16 protein-coding genes are annotated in these 16,957 nt (G+C 49.6%); 13 read left to right on the top strand and 3 right to left on the bottom strand.

Annotation, left to right across the window (positions count from 1 at the left end):
- Nucleotides 1-323 precede the first annotated feature (323 nt).
- The 3 genes from K300_RS0102960 to K300_RS14360 form a co-directional block, all read right to left on the bottom strand.
- A complete protein-coding gene (locus K300_RS0102960) occupies nucleotides 324-1,583 on the bottom strand; it encodes an ammonium transporter (RefSeq protein ID WP_022850175.1) in 1,260 nt (419 codons plus the stop codon).
- Nucleotides 1,584-1,699: 116 nt separating this feature from the next.
- Entirely contained in the window at nucleotides 1,700-2,056 is a 357-nt protein-coding gene (locus tag K300_RS0102965) for a cupin domain-containing protein (RefSeq protein WP_022850176.1), read from the bottom strand.
- The gene (locus K300_RS14360; RefSeq protein WP_022850177.1) at nucleotides 2,053-5,055 is read right to left on the bottom strand and encodes a PAS domain S-box protein; all 3,003 of its coding nucleotides are present in this window, start codon (nucleotides 5,053-5,055) and stop codon (nucleotides 2,053-2,055) included. The genes K300_RS0102965 and K300_RS14360 overlap by 4 nt, the downstream gene beginning before the upstream one ends.
- A 148-nt stretch (nucleotides 5,056-5,203) precedes the next feature.
- On the opposite strand from K300_RS14360, the gene K300_RS0102975 reads away from it, so the two are divergent.
- The 13 genes from K300_RS0102975 (at nucleotide 5,204) to K300_RS0103035 (ending at nucleotide 16,905) form a co-directional block, all read left to right on the top strand.
- The gene (locus K300_RS0102975; protein ID WP_022850178.1) at nucleotides 5,204-5,923 is read left to right on the top strand and encodes a glycosyltransferase family 2 protein; all 720 of its coding nucleotides are present in this window, start codon (nucleotides 5,204-5,206) and stop codon (nucleotides 5,921-5,923) included.
- Nucleotides 5,910-6,554: a lipid-A-disaccharide synthase N-terminal domain-containing protein gene (locus K300_RS16920; protein ID WP_022850179.1), complete on the top strand. Its 645-nt coding sequence runs from the start codon at nucleotides 5,910-5,912 to the stop codon at nucleotides 6,552-6,554. The genes K300_RS0102975 and K300_RS16920 overlap by 14 nt, the downstream gene beginning before the upstream one ends.
- Nucleotides 6,551-8,134, top strand: coding sequence for an ArnT family glycosyltransferase (locus tag K300_RS14370; RefSeq protein WP_022850180.1), 1,584 nt, complete (start codon nucleotides 6,551-6,553; stop codon nucleotides 8,132-8,134). The genes K300_RS16920 and K300_RS14370 overlap by 4 nt, the downstream gene beginning before the upstream one ends.
- Nucleotides 8,135-8,368: 234 nt before the next feature.
- Nucleotides 8,369-9,670, top strand: coding sequence for a phenylacetate--CoA ligase family protein (locus K300_RS0102990; protein WP_022850181.1), 1,302 nt, complete (start codon nucleotides 8,369-8,371; stop codon nucleotides 9,668-9,670).
- 11 nt (nucleotides 9,671-9,681) lie between these two features.
- Entirely contained in the window at nucleotides 9,682-10,113 is a 432-nt protein-coding gene (locus tag K300_RS0102995; protein WP_022850182.1) for an ACT domain-containing protein, read from the top strand.
- Between the two features lie 9 nt (nucleotides 10,114-10,122).
- The gene (locus K300_RS0103000) at nucleotides 10,123-11,247 is read left to right on the top strand and encodes an ABC transporter substrate-binding protein (protein WP_022850183.1); all 1,125 of its coding nucleotides are present in this window, start codon (nucleotides 10,123-10,125) and stop codon (nucleotides 11,245-11,247) included.
- Nucleotides 11,248-12,111, top strand: coding sequence for a branched-chain amino acid ABC transporter permease (locus K300_RS0103005; protein ID WP_022850184.1), 864 nt, complete (start codon nucleotides 11,248-11,250; stop codon nucleotides 12,109-12,111).
- A gap of 56 nt (nucleotides 12,112-12,167) precedes the next feature.
- A complete protein-coding gene (locus K300_RS0103010; protein WP_238320636.1) occupies nucleotides 12,168-13,046 on the top strand; it encodes a branched-chain amino acid ABC transporter permease in 879 nt (292 codons plus the stop codon).
- Entirely contained in the window at nucleotides 13,039-13,791 is a 753-nt protein-coding gene (locus K300_RS0103015; protein WP_022850186.1) for an ABC transporter ATP-binding protein, read from the top strand. Before K300_RS0103010 ends, K300_RS0103015 begins: the two co-directional genes overlap by 8 nt.
- The gene (locus tag K300_RS0103020; RefSeq protein ID WP_022850187.1) at nucleotides 13,784-14,509 is read left to right on the top strand and encodes an ABC transporter ATP-binding protein; all 726 of its coding nucleotides are present in this window, start codon (nucleotides 13,784-13,786) and stop codon (nucleotides 14,507-14,509) included. Before K300_RS0103015 ends, K300_RS0103020 begins: the two co-directional genes overlap by 8 nt.
- Nucleotides 14,510-15,826, top strand: coding sequence for a phenylacetate--CoA ligase family protein (locus K300_RS0103025; RefSeq protein WP_022850188.1), 1,317 nt, complete (start codon nucleotides 14,510-14,512; stop codon nucleotides 15,824-15,826).
- Nucleotides 15,819-16,400: an HD domain-containing protein gene (locus K300_RS0103030; protein WP_022850189.1), complete on the top strand. Its 582-nt coding sequence runs from the start codon at nucleotides 15,819-15,821 to the stop codon at nucleotides 16,398-16,400. Before K300_RS0103025 ends, K300_RS0103030 begins: the two co-directional genes overlap by 8 nt.
- Complete coding sequence (locus K300_RS0103035) at nucleotides 16,369-16,905, top strand: hypothetical protein (RefSeq protein ID WP_022850190.1); 537 nt, start codon at nucleotides 16,369-16,371, stop codon at nucleotides 16,903-16,905. Before K300_RS0103030 ends, K300_RS0103035 begins: the two co-directional genes overlap by 32 nt.
- Nucleotides 16,906-16,957: the final 52 nt, after the last annotated feature.

A 16,957-nucleotide genomic window follows, 5' to 3' on the forward strand; every position in this document is an offset into this window, starting at 1 on the left:
AAGAGACTTCCTTCTTACTTACGCGAGCGAGCTTTCATCCATGAAAGCTTATGCTAGTCATACAATCATGGTTGATATGCAACAGGCTTCCAAGAATGGAAGCCCAGAAGGCGAAACTAAATTGAATTGTATTCAATTTATGTAGCCGGAAGTAAGCGGAGCGAAGGCTTTGCCGAGCGGAGCGGCAGGGAAATTCTCAGGATGATGAATTTCCCAGATAAATTAAGACCAGGTAAATTCCATACATAAAATCAATAAGCAAGCCGACCCCCATAAGGGGGCCGACAGCACAACACATTAGGAAGCAGGAACGGGTTGGGTTCTTAAAATTTATATGCGCTCTCACCATGCTGGGTAATATCAAGCCCTTCGGTCTCCTCGTTTGCTTCAACACGGATACCAATAGTGCTCTTTATGCCCATGGCGATTACATAACTTACTACGAATGAGAATATACCCGCAGCCATAATACCTGCGAACTGGAGCCATACCTGCTTGGGGTTACCGGCTATAAGGCCTTCCGCACCAAGAGTGGCGAAGATACCAGTTGCGATAGCTCCCCAGAATCCGCCGATACCGTGGATTCCGAAAACGTCCAGTGATTCATCAAGCTTGAGCTTGAACTTAAGCTGTACGCCGTAGTAGCAGAGTATACCGGCTACAAGACCTATTATTATTGCCGCCCAAGGCTCAACAAACCCCGCAGCAGGGGTTATTGCCACAAGACCGGCTACAATACCTGATGCAAGACCGATTCCACTGGGCTTTGATTTAATCCACTCCATAACCATCCAGCTTGTACCTGCGGCGGCGGGTGCTACCAGAGTGTTCGCAAAGGCAGTACCGGCACCAGTACCGGCACCAAGAGCGGACCCGGCGTTGAAGCCGAACCATCCGAACCAGAGGATACCAGCACCGATGAGCGTATAGCTTACGTTATGGGGCATTGTGGAGCTTTTCATAAAGTCTTTTCTGTTGCCCAGAACAAGGGCAAGAGCGAGAGCTGCTGTACCGGATGAGAAGTGTACAACAGTACCGCCGGCGAAATCGAGTGCACCCATTTCAAGGAGCCAGCCGTTGTCTCCCCATACCCAGTGGGCTATGGGTGCATAAACGACGGTTGCCCAGATTAATATAAAGATTACAAATGCAGAGAATTTGATCCGCTCAACAACTGCACCGCTTATAAGAGCACAAGTGATAATGGCAAACATACCCTGAAACATAGCGAATACGGAAAGGGGTATTGTTCCGCTGAGCGCTTCAAGGAAATCGCCGCCGAGGAAGAGGTACTGAAAACCTCCCATAAAGGCGGATTCTGTGGGTCCGAAGGCGATTGTGAAACCGCATATCGCCCATTGGAGACCGATAACACACATCGCTACGAAGCTGTACATTATTGTTGAAAGAGCACTTTTTGTTCTAACCATACCGGCGTAAAACATTGCCAGTCCGGGCAGCATAAAAAGAACCATGGCCGAAGAGACCAAGAGCCAGGCCGTATCGCCTGTATCTACACCGCCCTCAGCAGCGAAAGCCGCACTACTGCAAAGCAGTAAGGTAATAAGCATTATCCTTTTCATGTTTCCTCCTGTTTGCCTCATCTGTGCAATGCGCATGCCAAAAGCAGGGAACGAAAAATTGGGGTTTTCAAAGGGTCGGTGGTTAATAAATGGACGAGTGCATGGTTAAATAATAATCAAAGGAGCTCTGTATCACCATGGGAGTAAGGGGGAGTGCATATACAAAGGATCCTCAGCGGCTCATCACCTGTGTTTATAATCCTATGTGGTTCTCCTGGCTTAATAAGTATGCTGTCACCGGCGGTAACGGCGAAGCTTTTACCCGATAGATTCATATCACCGTAACCGCTAAGTATGTGATAGATCTCCTCACTCTCAACGTGGCAATGCAGCTCTGTTATACCCCCTACAGCAACAACGGCCTCTGCAAGGCTGGTTCTCAACTCGCCATCATTATCCGGATGCAGAAGCTCCCTTATCTCTGAAAGATCCTTTGTTATGTATGGGTTAACTTCGCTATATGACTTCTTCATTGTGCCGGTGTTTTTTTGAGCAATATTCTAACAAGGGCGCCGTTATTATGGTTTTCGAGGGTAATCTGCCCACCCATATTCTTTTCGATGATGGTTTTTGACATGAAGAGGCCCATTCCAATCCCCTGCCCTTCCTCTTTTGTGGTGAAATAAGGGTCGAAAACCTTCATGATATAAACGGGGTTAACGCCGCCACCGTTATCTGTAATAGCCACAGAGACTTTGTTATCGATGTTCTCCACCGTTATCTCCACAAGCCCCTTGCACTCCTCGCTCAGCTTTGTGTATTTTTCGACCACCGCATCACGGGAGTTGTTTATGATGTTGAGGATAACCTGCCTGAACTCACTCTTGTAACCCGTTACAGTATGATCCTGCTCCTTATCCGTATACAGCTTAATCTGAATGCCTTCGAGCTCGAAACGATCCCTGAGAAGCTTAAGCACATCCTCCACTGCATCCGATGCGTCAAAATCCGACAAGATCCCCGACGGCTTAAAGAAATCTCTGAAGTCATCGATGGTTTTCGAGAGCCTGGTCACATAGTGCATTGTGTCCCTGACGGTGTCCTTAATGTACTGACGGTCGGTCTCTTCATACTCAAAGGCATCCTCCAGATCCTGAACAAATAGACCAATAGTGTTGAGGGGCTGTCTCCAATGGTGGGCAATAGCCCCTATCATCTCCCCCATGGAGGCAAGACGGGACTGGTTGATAAGAAGCTGTTCCTGATGACGGCGTTTTTCTATCTCTTCATTGACACGCTTCTCGAGCTGTTCCTGTATCTCGCTGATCTCTGTGATATCAACGAAGGTGACAAGGCCTGCACTTCTACCCTTGTAAGGAACCGAGGTAAGGAAAAAGAATACGCTCTTCTCCCTGCCGCTCTTATGGGTTATACGCACATCTCTGTATTTGCGGACCTTTTTATCGCCGTAAAGGGCTTTAAAGCAGACATCCTTTATCTTCGGAGCACCCTCCGGCGCCACTAACTCCCATGGGCTCAGCTTTTGAAGTTCCTCTGTGCTGTATCCGGTTATATCCTCAAGAACAGGGTTGCTGTATATAATCTGCTCGGTGAAGAGAGCCACACCGGCCACGTTATACTCCGCCAGTGTACGGAACATCTCCTCACGCTCCTCAAGAAGCTCGGAGAGCTCCTTCTTCTTCGAAACGTCTATGATAATGAGGAAAAGCTGTATCTGCTCTCCGAATCTGATTAATGTTGAATGTATCTCACAGTCCTTCCTCGTGCTGTCAGGCATGAGGATCCCCACCGAGCCGCTGTTTATCATCTTATCAAGGGAAAATGTATTATACTCACCCTCCCCCGCATCGAGGAAGTCTTCGATGTTATGGTTTATCAGATCCTGACGCTCAAGACTGAAGAATTCCGCCGCAGAATTGTTTGCATCCCCCACAACGCCGCTCACAGGATCCACTATCAACATAACGGCACCATTCTTCATGAACAGCTTCTTAAACTGCTGTTCGCTCTCCCTCAGCTTCCTTTCGGTCTCCATCCTCTCACTGATATCACGGAAGGAGCCTCTAAGGACAGGTTTACCCTGTTCACCACATGGAACCTCAGTACAGAAAGCTCTCACCCATTTGACGCCTCTACCTCTGCCATTGATTCGCAGAACAACATCGGTGCTTTCGCCTGGTCCGGATTTATACCTGAACCATTTATCGAGGTCATCCTGATGTATCAGGGCATCAATCAGGGTTGGATCAGCGTAGAACTCCTCCGGTTCATAGCCTGTAAGCTCAACACATTTAGGCGAAATGAAAGCAAGTGAGCCGTCGGGAGAAAACCAGTACTCCACCTCGGAGGTATGCCTGCTGAGGAGTTCCCACTTGTTCACAAGATCCCCGTAGTCATCCTGCATACGCCTCAGATGGGAGACGGCATCAGAGAAATCGGAATCGAAGACCTCCCCTCCTCCTATTAAGGCGGAGTTAATGCCGGCAATCTTCCTCCGCATTAGGTAAAGACTGGCGATAAGTACAAGGATAGCAGTAGCAGCACCCGCAAGGACTGCAGGGATTGCCAGTTCTAAGGTTATGCTGTCAACCCGGGATATGCTTTCTGCGGGTATATGCAGGGTTATAATATAGTCTGCGGATTCGATGCGGTGATGATGAACAAGTATCCGCCTGTTGTTACTGCTGTAAAAGAAAGATCCCTTTTTGTTCTGGAGGAGTGCCTCCCAGTGCTTATAGAGGGATGAATCCCCCTCAACCTTGGGTGCAACAGGGATAAGGTGACCATCATCATCAAACTGACGGTGCGCCGCCTCTTCTGCTCTGGAATGATAGATATATGTTCCGTCCGAATTGAATATTGAGATGTAGGACTCATCGCCAAAGCGGCTCTTGATCCTTTCTGTCATCCGTTCAAGGCGCTTATCCAGAAAATACCACTCGATACTCCCGGCTATCATACCAAGGGTTTCCCCCTTGCCGGACAAGATTGTCGAAGCGATGACCACCTGCCTCTGACCGGAAAGTACCTCAAACATCAGCTTGGATATATCTATGACGTGCCTGCCGCCGTTTCGATGAACGGTATTTTTCCAGTATTCACGGTGCTTTATGGATATCAGCTCCGAATCCGGCGAGCTGTCGTCATAGCTGACATAGCCATCCTGAAACGGGTTGCCGTCCTTTGTGGAGTGTACTCTGCCGTCGGGATAGGCGATGAAGAGCTTGTCGTATGTGTTGCTCAACCGCTCCTGCTCACGAAGCAGAAAGGGCTTCATCCGCTCCCAATCCATAGACTGCACAGAAGGGGTGTTCGAAAGCATGGCAATCTCGGACTTTCGGGCGGTGAAAAACTGATCGAGCATAGTGGAGGTAACCTCAACAAGCTCTTCGGCATCCTCTTTGTTATGTTCGGAAATGTAGGCAAGGATGGAGCTGGTGAAATAAAAACCAGTGAACATTGAAGCAGCAATACCAGCAGCGGCAACGGCGGCGATCAGGAGTTTTTTCATTTAAAACCTTCATCCCTTTCAAATTTCGTTTAAAATTATAACACTTATTTCTTGCGATTACAAAAATGAGAATGGTTTAAACACCCGTTGAGAAAATTTTATAATCATGGTACTTATAGCCTCCTGTAGTAAAGGAGAAAATCAGCTAATGAGGCTAATTTCCTACGTCGTTCCGGTTTATAATGAAAATGAGAGCCTGAGGCCCCTTACTGAGAAGATCCTCATGGCGGCGGAAAAAACCGGATATGAAGCCGAAATTATTTATATTGATGACAAAAGTACCGACGGCAGTCTGGAGACTATAAAGGAACTGGCCGCAGAGGAGCCAAGAATACGCTACGGCTCCCTTTCCAGAAATATGGGGCAGTCCGCCGCTCTTTATGCCGGTTTTTCTATGAGCAGGGGTGAGATAGTTGTCACCATGGATGCAGACCTGCAGAATGACCCCGCCGATATACCGGAGATGCTCAAGCACTACGGCGAATATCAGATGGTGAACGGATGGCGGAAAAACAGGAAGGACAGCTCCTCCAAAAGGATAGCAAGCAGATTCGGCAACTGGCTCCGCAACAGGATGCTCAGGGAGAACCTGCACGATTCCGGCTGCTCGCTCAAGGTAATGAACGGCGACATGGTAAGACGCATTAAGATGTACGATGGTCTTCACCGCTTCCTCCCAGCCATGATGCGTAATGAGGGGGCAAAGGTTATTGAGGTCCCGGTAAACCATCAGGCACGGCAGTTCGGAAAGTCGAAATATACAAACCTGAAGCGTGCCAAGGTCGCCTTCTATGATCTTTTAAGTACCAGATGGATGATGCTCAGGCATATTGAACCAGAGATAAAGGAGCATAATGACCAGCTTTGAAACGTTTCTCCTGATTTTCGGGATAGCTGGACAGATAATTTTTTTCACCCGTTTTATCATACAGTGGCTTTACACCGAGAGGCAGAAGAGGAGCGTTGTTCCCATATCTTTTTGGTATTTCAGTCTTTCGGGCAGTTTTATACTACTTACCTACTCCATAATCATAAAGGATCCTATCTTCATCTTCGGTCAGTCCCTCGGCTTTATCATTTACCTGCGGAATCTTTACTTCATATATCTAGAAAGGGGTGTGAGCAAATCGAAGTTCACCCGCTATACCCTTATATTCCTTATAGTCTATGTTGGCGTTTCCGCCGCCGCTGCGTTCATTGCTCCATCTATTCGTGAGGAGAAGGAGGCTTCCCAGCTCCTCTGGATATACGGCATAGGCCTTGTGGGTCAAGGATTTTTCTTCCTGCGCTTCTTCGTGCAGTGGCTGTATTCTGAGAAGCTGCGCAAAAGCGCATTCCCCGTGCTTTTCTGGTATTTCAGCATAGCAGGGAGCGTATTCCTTCTCACGTATTCCATAATTGTCGGCGATGTCGTCTTCATCATCGGACAGATTATCGGGCTCCTCATCTATTTCCGGAACATATACTACATAGGCAAAGAGGCAAAGGCTTCAGAATGAACCGGGTATCGTACGCACCCCTTTTCATGGCAGGCTGGTTTCTTCTGATAATAATGCCGAACTACTTTATCCCCCTTTTCGAAACCACCGATGCAAGGTATGCAGAGATTGCGAGGGAGATGTTCGTTAGCGGGAACCTTCTTGAGCCCCATTTCAACGGGATAAAGCACTTCCACAAGCCACCCTTAACCTATTGGATGACATCCCTCGGATACTTATTATTCGGAATAAACGGATTCGGAGCAAGGTTCTTCGGTGCATTCGCCGCCCTTGTTACATTGATGTACACTTATAGAACCGCCAGGCTCCTGGGGGATGAAAAAACAGGGGGGAACGCCGTTCTCATCCTCGCCTCTTTGGCTCTCTTCATCATCGTTTCAAGGGTGGTGTCTACGGACATCTACCTCACAATGTTCACCGCCATCGCCTACTATCACATCTTCTGTAGGCTTGAGGGTGTACGTAACAAGCTGGATTCACTCAAGCTGGGGGTTATACTCGGGCTGGGCTTTCTAACCAAGGGGCCGCTGATACTCCTATTCACTATTATTCCTTTCATACTGAGCATTCCATTCTCAAAAAACCACCGCAGAGCGTTTTCCCTAAGGGAGTGGGGGATCACAGCTGTACTTTTCCTCTTCATCGGGCTGCCGTGGTACATCGCTGTCATACTGAAAAATCCCGGTCTGCTTGATTACTTCATAGGAACCCAGACCATCGACCGTGTAGCCACGGATAAATTCAAACGGATGGAACCCTGGTGGTACTTCCTGCAGATTTTCATGCTCCTTGCCGGACCGTATTCACTCTACATAACCTCCGCCATGATACGGCGAAGGGGGATAAGACAGGCAACAACGATAACATTCTACATACTGTTCCCCTTTATCGTTTTCTCCCTGTCCATGAGCAAGCTTCCCACGTATATCCTCCCCCTCTTCCCACTCTTTGCCATACTATTTGCGGGGGAGATACCCAGAATAACAAACAGATGGGGGCTTTCTGCGGGGCATGCCTACCTCCTGCTTTTTGCATTTTTTCCTGCATTGGCGGGTAGTTTCATCAGTTTCACAGAGCCTTACAGGATTCAGATGTATGCCGCATCAGCGTTCTGCCTGCTGGTATGGTTTGTGACTGTCTTTGTAATGAAGAGGGGGCTTATAGCCGCCTCCGCCCTTGTGCTCATCATCTCAATAAACTCTGTTTACCTTGTAACCCCGCTCATCGGTCCGCATATGAAGGGCTACAGGCTAATGGCCGAAGCATCGAAGAATATCGCACCGGAGCTGGATATGCTCTGCTACCACTGCTTCCTCCCCTCACTCAGCTTCTACAGGAACGAGATAGTCCCTGCGGCCATAAGCAAAACGAGGGAGACACAGTTTCAGGATGAAGAGGAGTACAGCGAGTATTACATCGATGAAAACAGCGAACTCAAAGAATGGCTATCCTCGAGAGAAAGGCTTTTTATGGTAACAAAACCCAAAAACAGGAAATATTTCGAGTGGTGGTTCGGCTATGAATGCAGTGTCGCTTTTGAACACGACCGCCAGCACCTCTTCCTCTGCGAAAGGGACTGAGTTTATATCTCGTTAATATTTTATCTGAGCAAAAACAGGGCAAACGGGATGATTAAAATATCGTTTTAGTGAGCAAATCCGCACTATTAACCAGTAAACTACTGTTGTATATTACAATCTGCACAGCAATCAACACATCTCGTCGATAAAGATAGACTAAACATTGTTAAATTTAATTTGACTAAAGTTGTTAAACCTGCTACATTTTTTGAAATTTTCCCCGGAGATGTGTCAATGATCTGGAATGAAGATTTCGAGACCCTTCCAAGAGAAGCCCTGGAAGCACTCCAGCTTAACAGGCTGAGAGCTATGCTCGAAAACGTCTATGCAAGAGTCCCCTTTTACAAGAAGCAGTTTGACGAGGTGGGAGTCAAGCCCGAGAACCTCAAAACGCTTAAAGATCTTTCAAAATTCCCCTTCACCTATAAGCAGGACCTAAGGGATAACTACCCCTTCGGCATGTTTGCCGTTCCCCAGGAACAGGTTGTAAGGATACATGCCTCCAGCGGGACAACGGGCAAGCCAACCGTTGTCGGCTACACCCGCAGGGATATCGATACATGGTCGGAACTCATGGCCAGAACCCTCAGCGGAGCAGGTGTCGGCAAGGGTGATGTTATGCAGAACGCCTACGGCTACGGCCTTTTCACAGGAGGTCTCGGCGCCCATTACGGCGCGGAGAAGATAGGCGCATCCGTTATCCCCATCTCCGGTGGTAACTCCAAGCGCCAGCTTATGATAATGAAGGATTTCGGCTCCACAGCCATCTCCTGCACGCCCAGCTACGCCCTTAACCTTTACGAGATAGCCAAAGAGGAAGGGATAGATATGCGAGAACTCCCCATAAAAGTGGGGGTCTTCGGTGCAGAGCCATGGACCGATGAGATGCGCAGGGATATCGAAGAGAAATGGGGTATCGATGCAGTTGATATATACGGTCTCAGCGAGATAATAGGCCCCGGTGTCGCCTTCGAATGTGTCGAGGCGAAGAAGGGTATGCATATCAATGAGGATCATTTCATAGTAGAAACCATAGACCCTGAAACCGGAGAGGTTCTCCCCTTCGGCGAACCCGGGGAACTGGTATTCACCACGATCACAAAGGAAGCTATCCCCCTTGTACGCTACAGAACAAGGGATATCACCATAATAGAAAAGGAGCCCTGCAAATGCGGGCGTACCTTCGTGCGGATGAACAAGGTTGCTGGAAGAAGCGACGACATGCTCATCATCCGCGGCGTAAATGTGTTCCCCTCCCAGATCGAATCGATACTGGTTGATAGAAAGGGCATACTCCCCCATTACCTCCTTGAGGTGGACAGGGACGGAAACCTTGATACACTTGAGGTTAAGGTGGAGGTCTCCGAGGAGCTTTTCTCCGACGAGATCAAGAACCTGCAGACACTGGCAAAAAGCATAGAGAAGGATATCAAGGATATCATAGGCGTAACCTGCAGGGTGCGCCTTGTGGAGCCTAAGAGCATCGCCCGGAGCGAAGGAAAGGCTCAGCGGGTTATCGACAAGAGGAAAAAGTGAGGTATGCGTAAATGAAGATAGGACAGATCTCCGTTTTTATCGAAAACGAATCAGGAAGACTTTTTGAAGTTACCGATCTCCTCGGCAAGAACAACATCAATATAAGGGCTCTTTCATTGGCGGATACATCGGATTTCGGCATCCTCCGCCTTATCGTGAATGACCCGGACAGAGCATATACCCTTCTTAAGGAGAACGATTTCACTGTGGGGAGAACGGAGGTTCTCGCCATAGAAGTACCCGATGATCCCGGCGGTCTGGCAGGGGTTCTCGGTGTCCTAAGTGAAAACAGCCTTAACGTTGAATACATGTACGCACTCGTGGAAACCAGCAGTGACTGTGCGGTCATGATCTTCCGTTTCGATGAAACCGACAAGGCTATCGAGGTGCTGAAAGGTGCCGGCTACACCCTTATGGAGGGCAAGAAGATCTACGAAATCTAGGAGTTTCCCATGAAAAAAACAATTCTCGCCCTGATGATTGGACTTTTAACCGCCGCCTTCGCCCATGCGGAGACGATCAAGATCGGCGCTGTACTCGCTGAAACAGGCCCCGCATCCTACCTCGGATACCCCGAGAAGCAGACGCTTGAGATGCTTGTGGAAGAGATAAACGCCGAAGGCGGACTGAACGGAAACAAGATTGAGCTCATCGCCCTGGATACCCAAGGCTCCGAGCAGCGAACCATAAACAACTTTAAAAGGCTGGTGACAAAGGATCAGGTCCTTGCTGTAATCGGACCCACCAGAACCGGCTCCACCCTTGCCATTAAACCCCTTGCCGATAGATACAGGGTACCCCTCTTCAGCTGTGCGGCGAGCAAGAGAATCGTTGAGCCAACCAGCCCCTATGTATTCAAATCACCCCAGAGCGATGTCCATGCGGCGGAGAAGATCTTCGGCTACATGAAGGCTAAGGGGATGACAAAGGCGGCTCTTATCACTGCCCAGAGCGGTTTTGGAACCACAGGTCGTGACGCCCTCCTCGAAAGTGCCAAGGAGATGGGGATCACCATTGTCGCCGATGAAAAGTTCGGCGATAAGGATAAGGATATGACCAGCCAGCTCGATAAGATAAAGAAAGAAAATCCCGATGCTGTTATCTGCTGGGGAGTCGGCCCCGCACCCGCCATTGTGGCGAGAAACGCATCCCAGCTCGGTATCGAAAACCTCTTTATGAGCCACGGCGTTGCATCAAAAAAATTTATTGAGCTTGCAGGAGACAGTGCAAATGGTATAAAACTTCCTGCGGGAAGGCTAACTGTTGCAGAAAAACTTCCCGACGGGAACAGGTACAAGCCCGTTCTCATGGAATATAAAAATAAATTTGAGAAGAAGTTCGACAGCCCCGTATCCTCCTTCGGCGGACACGCTTACGACTCCTTCCACATGTTCAAACTAGCCTACGAAAAGGCCGGTGCAGACAGGGAGAAGATAGCAAAAGCGGCAGAGCAGATTAAGGGATTCCTCGGCACAGCGGGTGAATTCAATCTCTCCGAAACGGATCACAATGGGCTTACAGCAGAGGCGTTTATAATGGTCGAGATTAAAGACGGCAACTTCGAGATTGCTGACTAAATGCAGTTTCTATATTCGGGGCTTACCAGCGGCAGTATCTATGCGCTGGTAGCCCTAGGTTTCAACATAATCTACAACACAACCGGAATCATCAACTTCGCCCAGGGTGAGTTTGTCATGCTGGGCGGAATGATGATATACACCCTGTTCACGCTGGCCGGCCTACCCTTCGCAGTGGCGTTTCCGGGTGCTGTTCTCTCTGCGCTCATCATCGGACTCCTGTTCGAGAGGGTTTTCATAAACCTTGTGAGGGTGAAGAGCGAGATCAACCTGATAACCGTTACCATTGCTGCATCGATAATCCTTCGTGACATCGGCATGCTCATCTGGGGGCGTGACTCTATTCGTGTGGGGGAGTTCATCCCCAACAAGAATATCGACATGCCCGGCGGCGTTATCACATCCCAGAGCGTTCTTGTTATCATTACAGGTATCGCCGTTGCGCTCCTACTTAACCTTTTCCTTAAGAAAACACGTTTCGGAAGGGCGATGAGGGCGTGTTTCGATGATATGACAGCGGCAGGAATCTGTGGCATAAACGTTATGATGGTGCGTGTATTCAGCTTCGGTTTGGCCGGTGCTGTGGGAGCCATTGCCGGTGTTATCATATCCCCCATAACCTTTGTTACCTACGACGACGGTGTCATGATAGGACTGAAGGGCTTTGCAGCTGCCATCCTCGGCGGACTTGGCAACTTCTGGGGTGCTGTCCTCGGCGGGCTTCTTCTTGGAGTTTTCGAGAGCTTCTCCGCAAGCATAATACCCTCCGGCTACAAGGATGCGATGGCGTTCTTCGTAATCCTCGTAATCCTCTTTGTCCGCCCCGACGGACTACTCGGACGCAAGAAGGTGCACAGGGTATGAAAAGGCTCAATCCATTTCCTACACTTGCTCTGGCCATCTTCCTTACAATTTTCGGAATGAAGATAGACAGCCCCTACTATCTGGGCGTTGCCATAATGATAATGATCCATTCCCTTAATGCCAGCGGCTTCAACCTTCTGCTGGGCTATACGGGGATCATATCCCTTGGTCAGGCGGCCTTCTTCGGCCTCGGGGCTTATATATCAGGGGTTCTCTCCTCCGCCTACGGCTGGGATGCTATCCTGACACTCCCGGTAGCCGCCGTATCGGCATTCTTTCTTGCACTCCTTGTGGGCTGGCCCGTACTACGCCTCCACGGCCACTATCTGGCGATGGCAACACTCGGTTTCGGAATGATAATGTACATATTCATGAACGAGATGAGCTTTATTACAGGGGGCCCCTCCGGCCTTATGGGGATAGGTGATTTCACACTCTTCGGCAAAGCCTTCCCCTTCGAGGATGAGTTCTTCATTGTAATGTCTGTGTATTTCATACTTGCGCTTACCATACTGGAGCTAATAGATAAATCCTTTCTCCACTATAAGATGAAGTTCATTAAGTCCTCTGAAACAGCCTCGGCGAGCTACGGCATAAACGTGGTAAGCACAAAGCTGTTCGTCTTCGCTTCCGTGGCGGCATTCACAGCTCTTAACGGCTCGATGTATGCCTTCTACACCCACTTCATAAGCCCCGTTTCCTTCGGGCTGAAATATTCTATCGAGCTCGTTGCGATGGCCACCGTCGGCGGGCTGGGCTACGTTACAGGGGGCGTCGTAGGTGCAGTTCTGCTTGGTCTTATACCCGAACTCTTCGCAGGTCTGGAGGAATTCGAGATGATCATATACGGAACCTTCCTCGCCGTTGTTGTTATGTTTGCTCCCGGGGGAGTTGTGGGAACCGTTATAAAGCTCTGGAGGCGCAAGGATGCTTGATGTTCAAGGTATCTCCGTCCGCTTCGGAGGAGTAAAAGCGCTAACAGACGTATCATTCAGCATAAAAGAGGGGGGAATATCCGCCCTCATCGGCCCTAACGGTGCCGGTAAAACCACCATGTTCAACGCAGTAACCGGCTTTGTAACCCCTAGCGAAGGAAGAGTGGAGTTCAACGGCGAGGATATAACCGCCGCCCTCCCCCACAAAGTTTTCGACAGGGGCATAAGCCGGACATTCCAGAACCTGAATATTATCCCCGAGCTCTCACTGCGGGAGAACATGTATCTTGGTATCATAGGTAAGGAGAAGCCGGGTGGCTTCAAGAGCGTATTCCGGTTGAACAAAAGCTACTGGAAAAGTTCCGCCGAGCGGATAGACCGCTATCTTGAGCTGGCAGGCGTAAAGCAGTATGAAAACCTGCTACCCGGCTCGGTTCCCTACGGCGTTCTGAAGAACTTCGAGCTCGCCCGTGCAGTTCTTTCCAAACCGAGGCTCCTGCTTCTGGATGAACCTGCGGCGGGGCTCAACATAGCGGAGAAGGAGACCCTTGCCATGATTGTGCGCAAGGTTTCCGATGAAGGCGTTACGATACTCATGGTCGAGCACGACATGGACTTTATATCAAGCCTTGCGGAATACGTTGTATGTCTGAATTTCGGAGAGGTCCTCGCCAAAGGAACCTATGACGAGATACGTTCGGACGATGCCGTACTCAAGGCGTATCTGGGGGATGAGGATGCTTAGGGTAAAATCACTTTCCGTATCCTATGGAGCCGTACAGGCGATCATGAACGTTTCCCTCCACGTATCCCACGGCGAGTTTGTATCGCTCATCGGAAGCAACGGAGCGGGCAAAACAACCCTGCTCAACTCCATCATGGGTATCGTCCCTCCAAAAGACGGGGAGATAACCTTCAATGGTGACTCCATCGCTTCATACTCCGTTCATAAGTCGGTCAAGGAGGGGCTTGCACTGGTGCCCGAAGGCAGGCGTGTATTCCCTAATATGACGGTATACGAAAATATCCTCATGGGGGGCTTCACCAGAAGCTCCAAAGAGAATGAGGAGAAGGCTGAGGAAATCGAGGAGATGTTCCCCGTTCTCAAGGAGCGCAGGAGTCAGGCTGCCGGCATGCTCTCCGGCGGTGAACAGCAGATGCTCGCCATAGCAAGGGCTCTCATGAGCAGACCGAAAATGCTTCTCATGGACGAACCCTCCATGGGGCTTGCGCCACTGGTTATAAAGGATGTATACGAAAAGCTTGCGGGGCTCAGCAAAAGCGGGCTTACCATCCTCCTCGTGGAGCAGAACGCAACTATGGCACTGAAATATGCGGACAGAGGCTATGTGCTTGAAAATGGACGCATAGTTCTTCAGGGCTCCTCTTCGGAACTTCTTGGTGACAACGAGGTGAAGAGAGCCTATCTTGGCAAGGAATACAAGGAGAAGTGGGAGAGATAGATGAAATACTGGCAGGAACGTGAAGAGACGATGAGCGTTGAGGAACGGGAAGCTTTCCAGCTGGAGAGGCTTCAAACCACCCTCAACAGAGCATACGAGAACGTTGATTTCTACAGCAGAAAATTCCGTGAGGTCGGTGCAGACCCCTCCACAGTTAAGGATCTCAAGGATATTGCCAATATGCCCTTCACCACGAAGCAGGACCTTCGTGATAACTATCCCTACGGCATGTTCGCTGTGCCCCTGAGAGATATCGTCCGCATCCACTCCTCCAGCGGAACCACCGGAAAACCCACCGTTGTAGGCTACACTAAGGCGGATCTTGAAAACTGGAAGGATCTCGTTGCCCGTCTGTTCATCGCAGGGGGAGCGGACCAGAACGACATAGTCCATATCGCCTTCACCTACGGCCTCTTCACAGGCGGCTTCGGTCTTCACTACGGTGCCGAGCATATCGGCGCATCCGTTATACCCGTATCAAGCGGAAACACCGGCAGACAGATCAATATTATGCAGGACTACCGCTCCTCCGTACTCATAAGCACACCCTCCTATGCGCTTCATATCGCAGAGACCCTCGAAAAACAAGGGCTCACAAAGGATGATATACACCTGCGCCTCGGCATGTTCGGAAGCGAACCGTGGGGGCAGAAGATACGTGAGGAGATAGAGGAGAAGCTCGGTGTAATCGCCACGGACAACTACGGTCTTTCCGAGCTTATGGGTCCGGGTGTCGCCGGAGAATGCCTTGAAAAGAAGGGTCTTCACGTTAACGAGGACCATTTCCTCATGGAGATAATCGATCCCGAAACACTCAAACCCCTCCCCCTCGGCGAAAAGGGTGAGCTTGTTATCACAACCCTCAAGCGTGAGGCGATGCCCCTTATACGCTACCGTACGAGGGATATAACACGCCTTTACCGAGAGGAGTGCCCCTGCGGCAGGACACTTATCAAGATGGAGAAGCCCTGCGGCAGAACGGATGACATGCTTATCATCAACGGCGTAAACGTCTTCCCCTCACAGGTTGAAGAGGTTCTGGAGAAGGTTCAGGGCGCATCACCCCACTATATGCTTATAGTGACAAAGAAGGGTGCACTCGATGATCTGGAGATACAGATAGAGGTATCCGAGGCGCTCTTCTTCGATGAGATGAAGAAACAGAGAACTCTCATGGAGGAGCTCACAAAACTCTTCCAGCAGGGGCTTCTCATTAAGCCTAAAGTTAAGCTTGTTATGCCCAAGTCCCTTGATCGTTTTGAGGGTAAGGCGAAACGGGTTATCGATAAAAGACCGGTTGCCTGCGATTATGAGTAACGACAACAGGCTTGCTAACTTCTTCTTTGAGGCCGGATTCCTCCAGAATATGGAGCGCACCGGCCTTCCTTATCTGGGGAGCGGCTCCCAGAATGTCGCCTCCCATGTCTACCGTACCTGTATAATCGGCTTCACCCTCGCCTCCGAGGTGGGCGCCGATGCGGACAAGGTCTTGAAGATGTGCCTCTTCCATGATATTGAGGAAGCAAGGACTGGTGACTTGAACTACCTTCAGCAGAGGTATGTAGACTCCGATGACGATCGAGCCCTCTCCCATGCGCTTAAGGGACTACCCATCGAGAGCTCGGTTAAAGAGCTTATCGATGAGTTCACCGAACAGAAAACCATCGAGGCACGGCTTGCCAAGGATGCGGATGTTCTGGAGCTCATACTGTTCCTGAAAGAACAGGCGGATAAAGGGAACGACCAGGCAAAGCGCTGGATTAGAGCGGCTCTCACCAGACTTAAAACGGACAGGGCAAAGGGAATGGCCGAAGGCATCCTTGAAACCCTGTACTATGAGTGGTGGTACGGAGAGGATGATGACTGGAAAGGCGGATCAAAAAACTGGTGAGGAGAGCTATCCGGGCATACTCGATTCCCTGACCGCTGCACTTTACCTCTGCTTCTTCAATAAAAAGGCACTCTATATGCTCTTCCTGAACAGGAGGCACATGTGGAATATAATCACCATAGCCCTCGCCACCCTCATTCTGCCGTACAGAACCCCCATAAACGGAACCGATGTCTTCTTCACCTTCGAAGGATTCCTAGAGACAGTTATCCTCGAATCGATATTCTTCGGCCTCCTCTTTATCTTTGCCAGACGTAAAAGCTTCCGCTATGCGGCGGGCTTCCTTAGGGTATTTTTGGCGATATATATCACAGGATTCGCCATGCCACTCACACTTTTCTTTTCAGGTAACATGCTCTCTATCCTTTTTGCCTTCCTTTCAGCATGGAACCTCAGCGTTATCATCTTCGCATTCAGCACACTTAACGGGCTTGATTATTTCAGGGGCGGGTCAGTGGTTATGTTGTGCTTCATGATTACGATCATGATACCGGCGGTAATGTGAGGGGTGGTTAAGGGGAAGATATTCCTCTTAGAATCTCCTTTTTTTATTCTTT

Source organism: Limisalsivibrio acetivorans, assembly GCF_000421105.1.
Classification (GTDB): Bacteria; Chrysiogenota; Deferribacteres; order Deferribacterales; family Geovibrionaceae; genus Limisalsivibrio; species Limisalsivibrio acetivorans.

What these genes read in the sequence shown, in the direction of transcription:
- K300_RS0103025 (WP_022850188.1), top strand. Translation starts at nt 14,510, where the DNA reads ATGAAATACTGGCAGGAACGTGAAGAGACGATGAGCGTTGAGGAACGG.
- K300_RS0103015 (WP_022850186.1), top strand. Translation starts at nt 13,039, where the DNA reads ATGCTTGATGTTCAAGGTATCTCCGTCCGCTTCGGAGGAGTAAAAGCG.
- K300_RS0102990 (WP_022850181.1), top strand. Translation starts at nt 8,369, where the DNA reads ATGATCTGGAATGAAGATTTCGAGACCCTTCCAAGAGAAGCCCTGGAA.
- K300_RS0103010 (WP_238320636.1), top strand. Translation starts at nt 12,168, where the DNA reads ATGAAGATAGACAGCCCCTACTATCTGGGCGTTGCCATAATGATAATG.
- K300_RS0103030 (WP_022850189.1), top strand. Translation starts at nt 15,819, where the DNA reads ATGAGTAACGACAACAGGCTTGCTAACTTCTTCTTTGAGGCCGGATTC.
- K300_RS0102975 (WP_022850178.1), top strand. Translation starts at nt 5,204, where the DNA reads ATGAGGCTAATTTCCTACGTCGTTCCGGTTTATAATGAAAATGAGAGC.
- K300_RS0102995 (WP_022850182.1), top strand. Translation starts at nt 9,682, where the DNA reads ATGAAGATAGGACAGATCTCCGTTTTTATCGAAAACGAATCAGGAAGA.
- K300_RS0102965 (WP_022850176.1), bottom strand. Translation starts at nt 2,056, where the DNA reads ATGAAGAAGTCATATAGCGAAGTTAACCCATACATAACAAAGGATCTT.
- K300_RS14370 (WP_022850180.1), top strand. Translation starts at nt 6,551, where the DNA reads ATGAACCGGGTATCGTACGCACCCCTTTTCATGGCAGGCTGGTTTCTT.
- K300_RS0103035 (WP_022850190.1), top strand. Translation starts at nt 16,369, where the DNA reads ATGACTGGAAAGGCGGATCAAAAAACTGGTGAGGAGAGCTATCCGGGC.
- K300_RS0103000 (WP_022850183.1), top strand. Translation starts at nt 10,123, where the DNA reads ATGAAAAAAACAATTCTCGCCCTGATGATTGGACTTTTAACCGCCGCC.
- K300_RS0103005 (WP_022850184.1), top strand. Translation starts at nt 11,248, where the DNA reads ATGCAGTTTCTATATTCGGGGCTTACCAGCGGCAGTATCTATGCGCTG.
- K300_RS0103020 (WP_022850187.1), top strand. Translation starts at nt 13,784, where the DNA reads ATGCTTAGGGTAAAATCACTTTCCGTATCCTATGGAGCCGTACAGGCG.
- K300_RS0102960 (WP_022850175.1), bottom strand. Translation starts at nt 1,583, where the DNA reads ATGAAAAGGATAATGCTTATTACCTTACTGCTTTGCAGTAGTGCGGCT.
- K300_RS16920 (WP_022850179.1), top strand. Translation starts at nt 5,910, where the DNA reads ATGACCAGCTTTGAAACGTTTCTCCTGATTTTCGGGATAGCTGGACAG.
- K300_RS14360 (WP_022850177.1), bottom strand. Translation starts at nt 5,055, where the DNA reads ATGAAAAAACTCCTGATCGCCGCCGTTGCCGCTGCTGGTATTGCTGCT.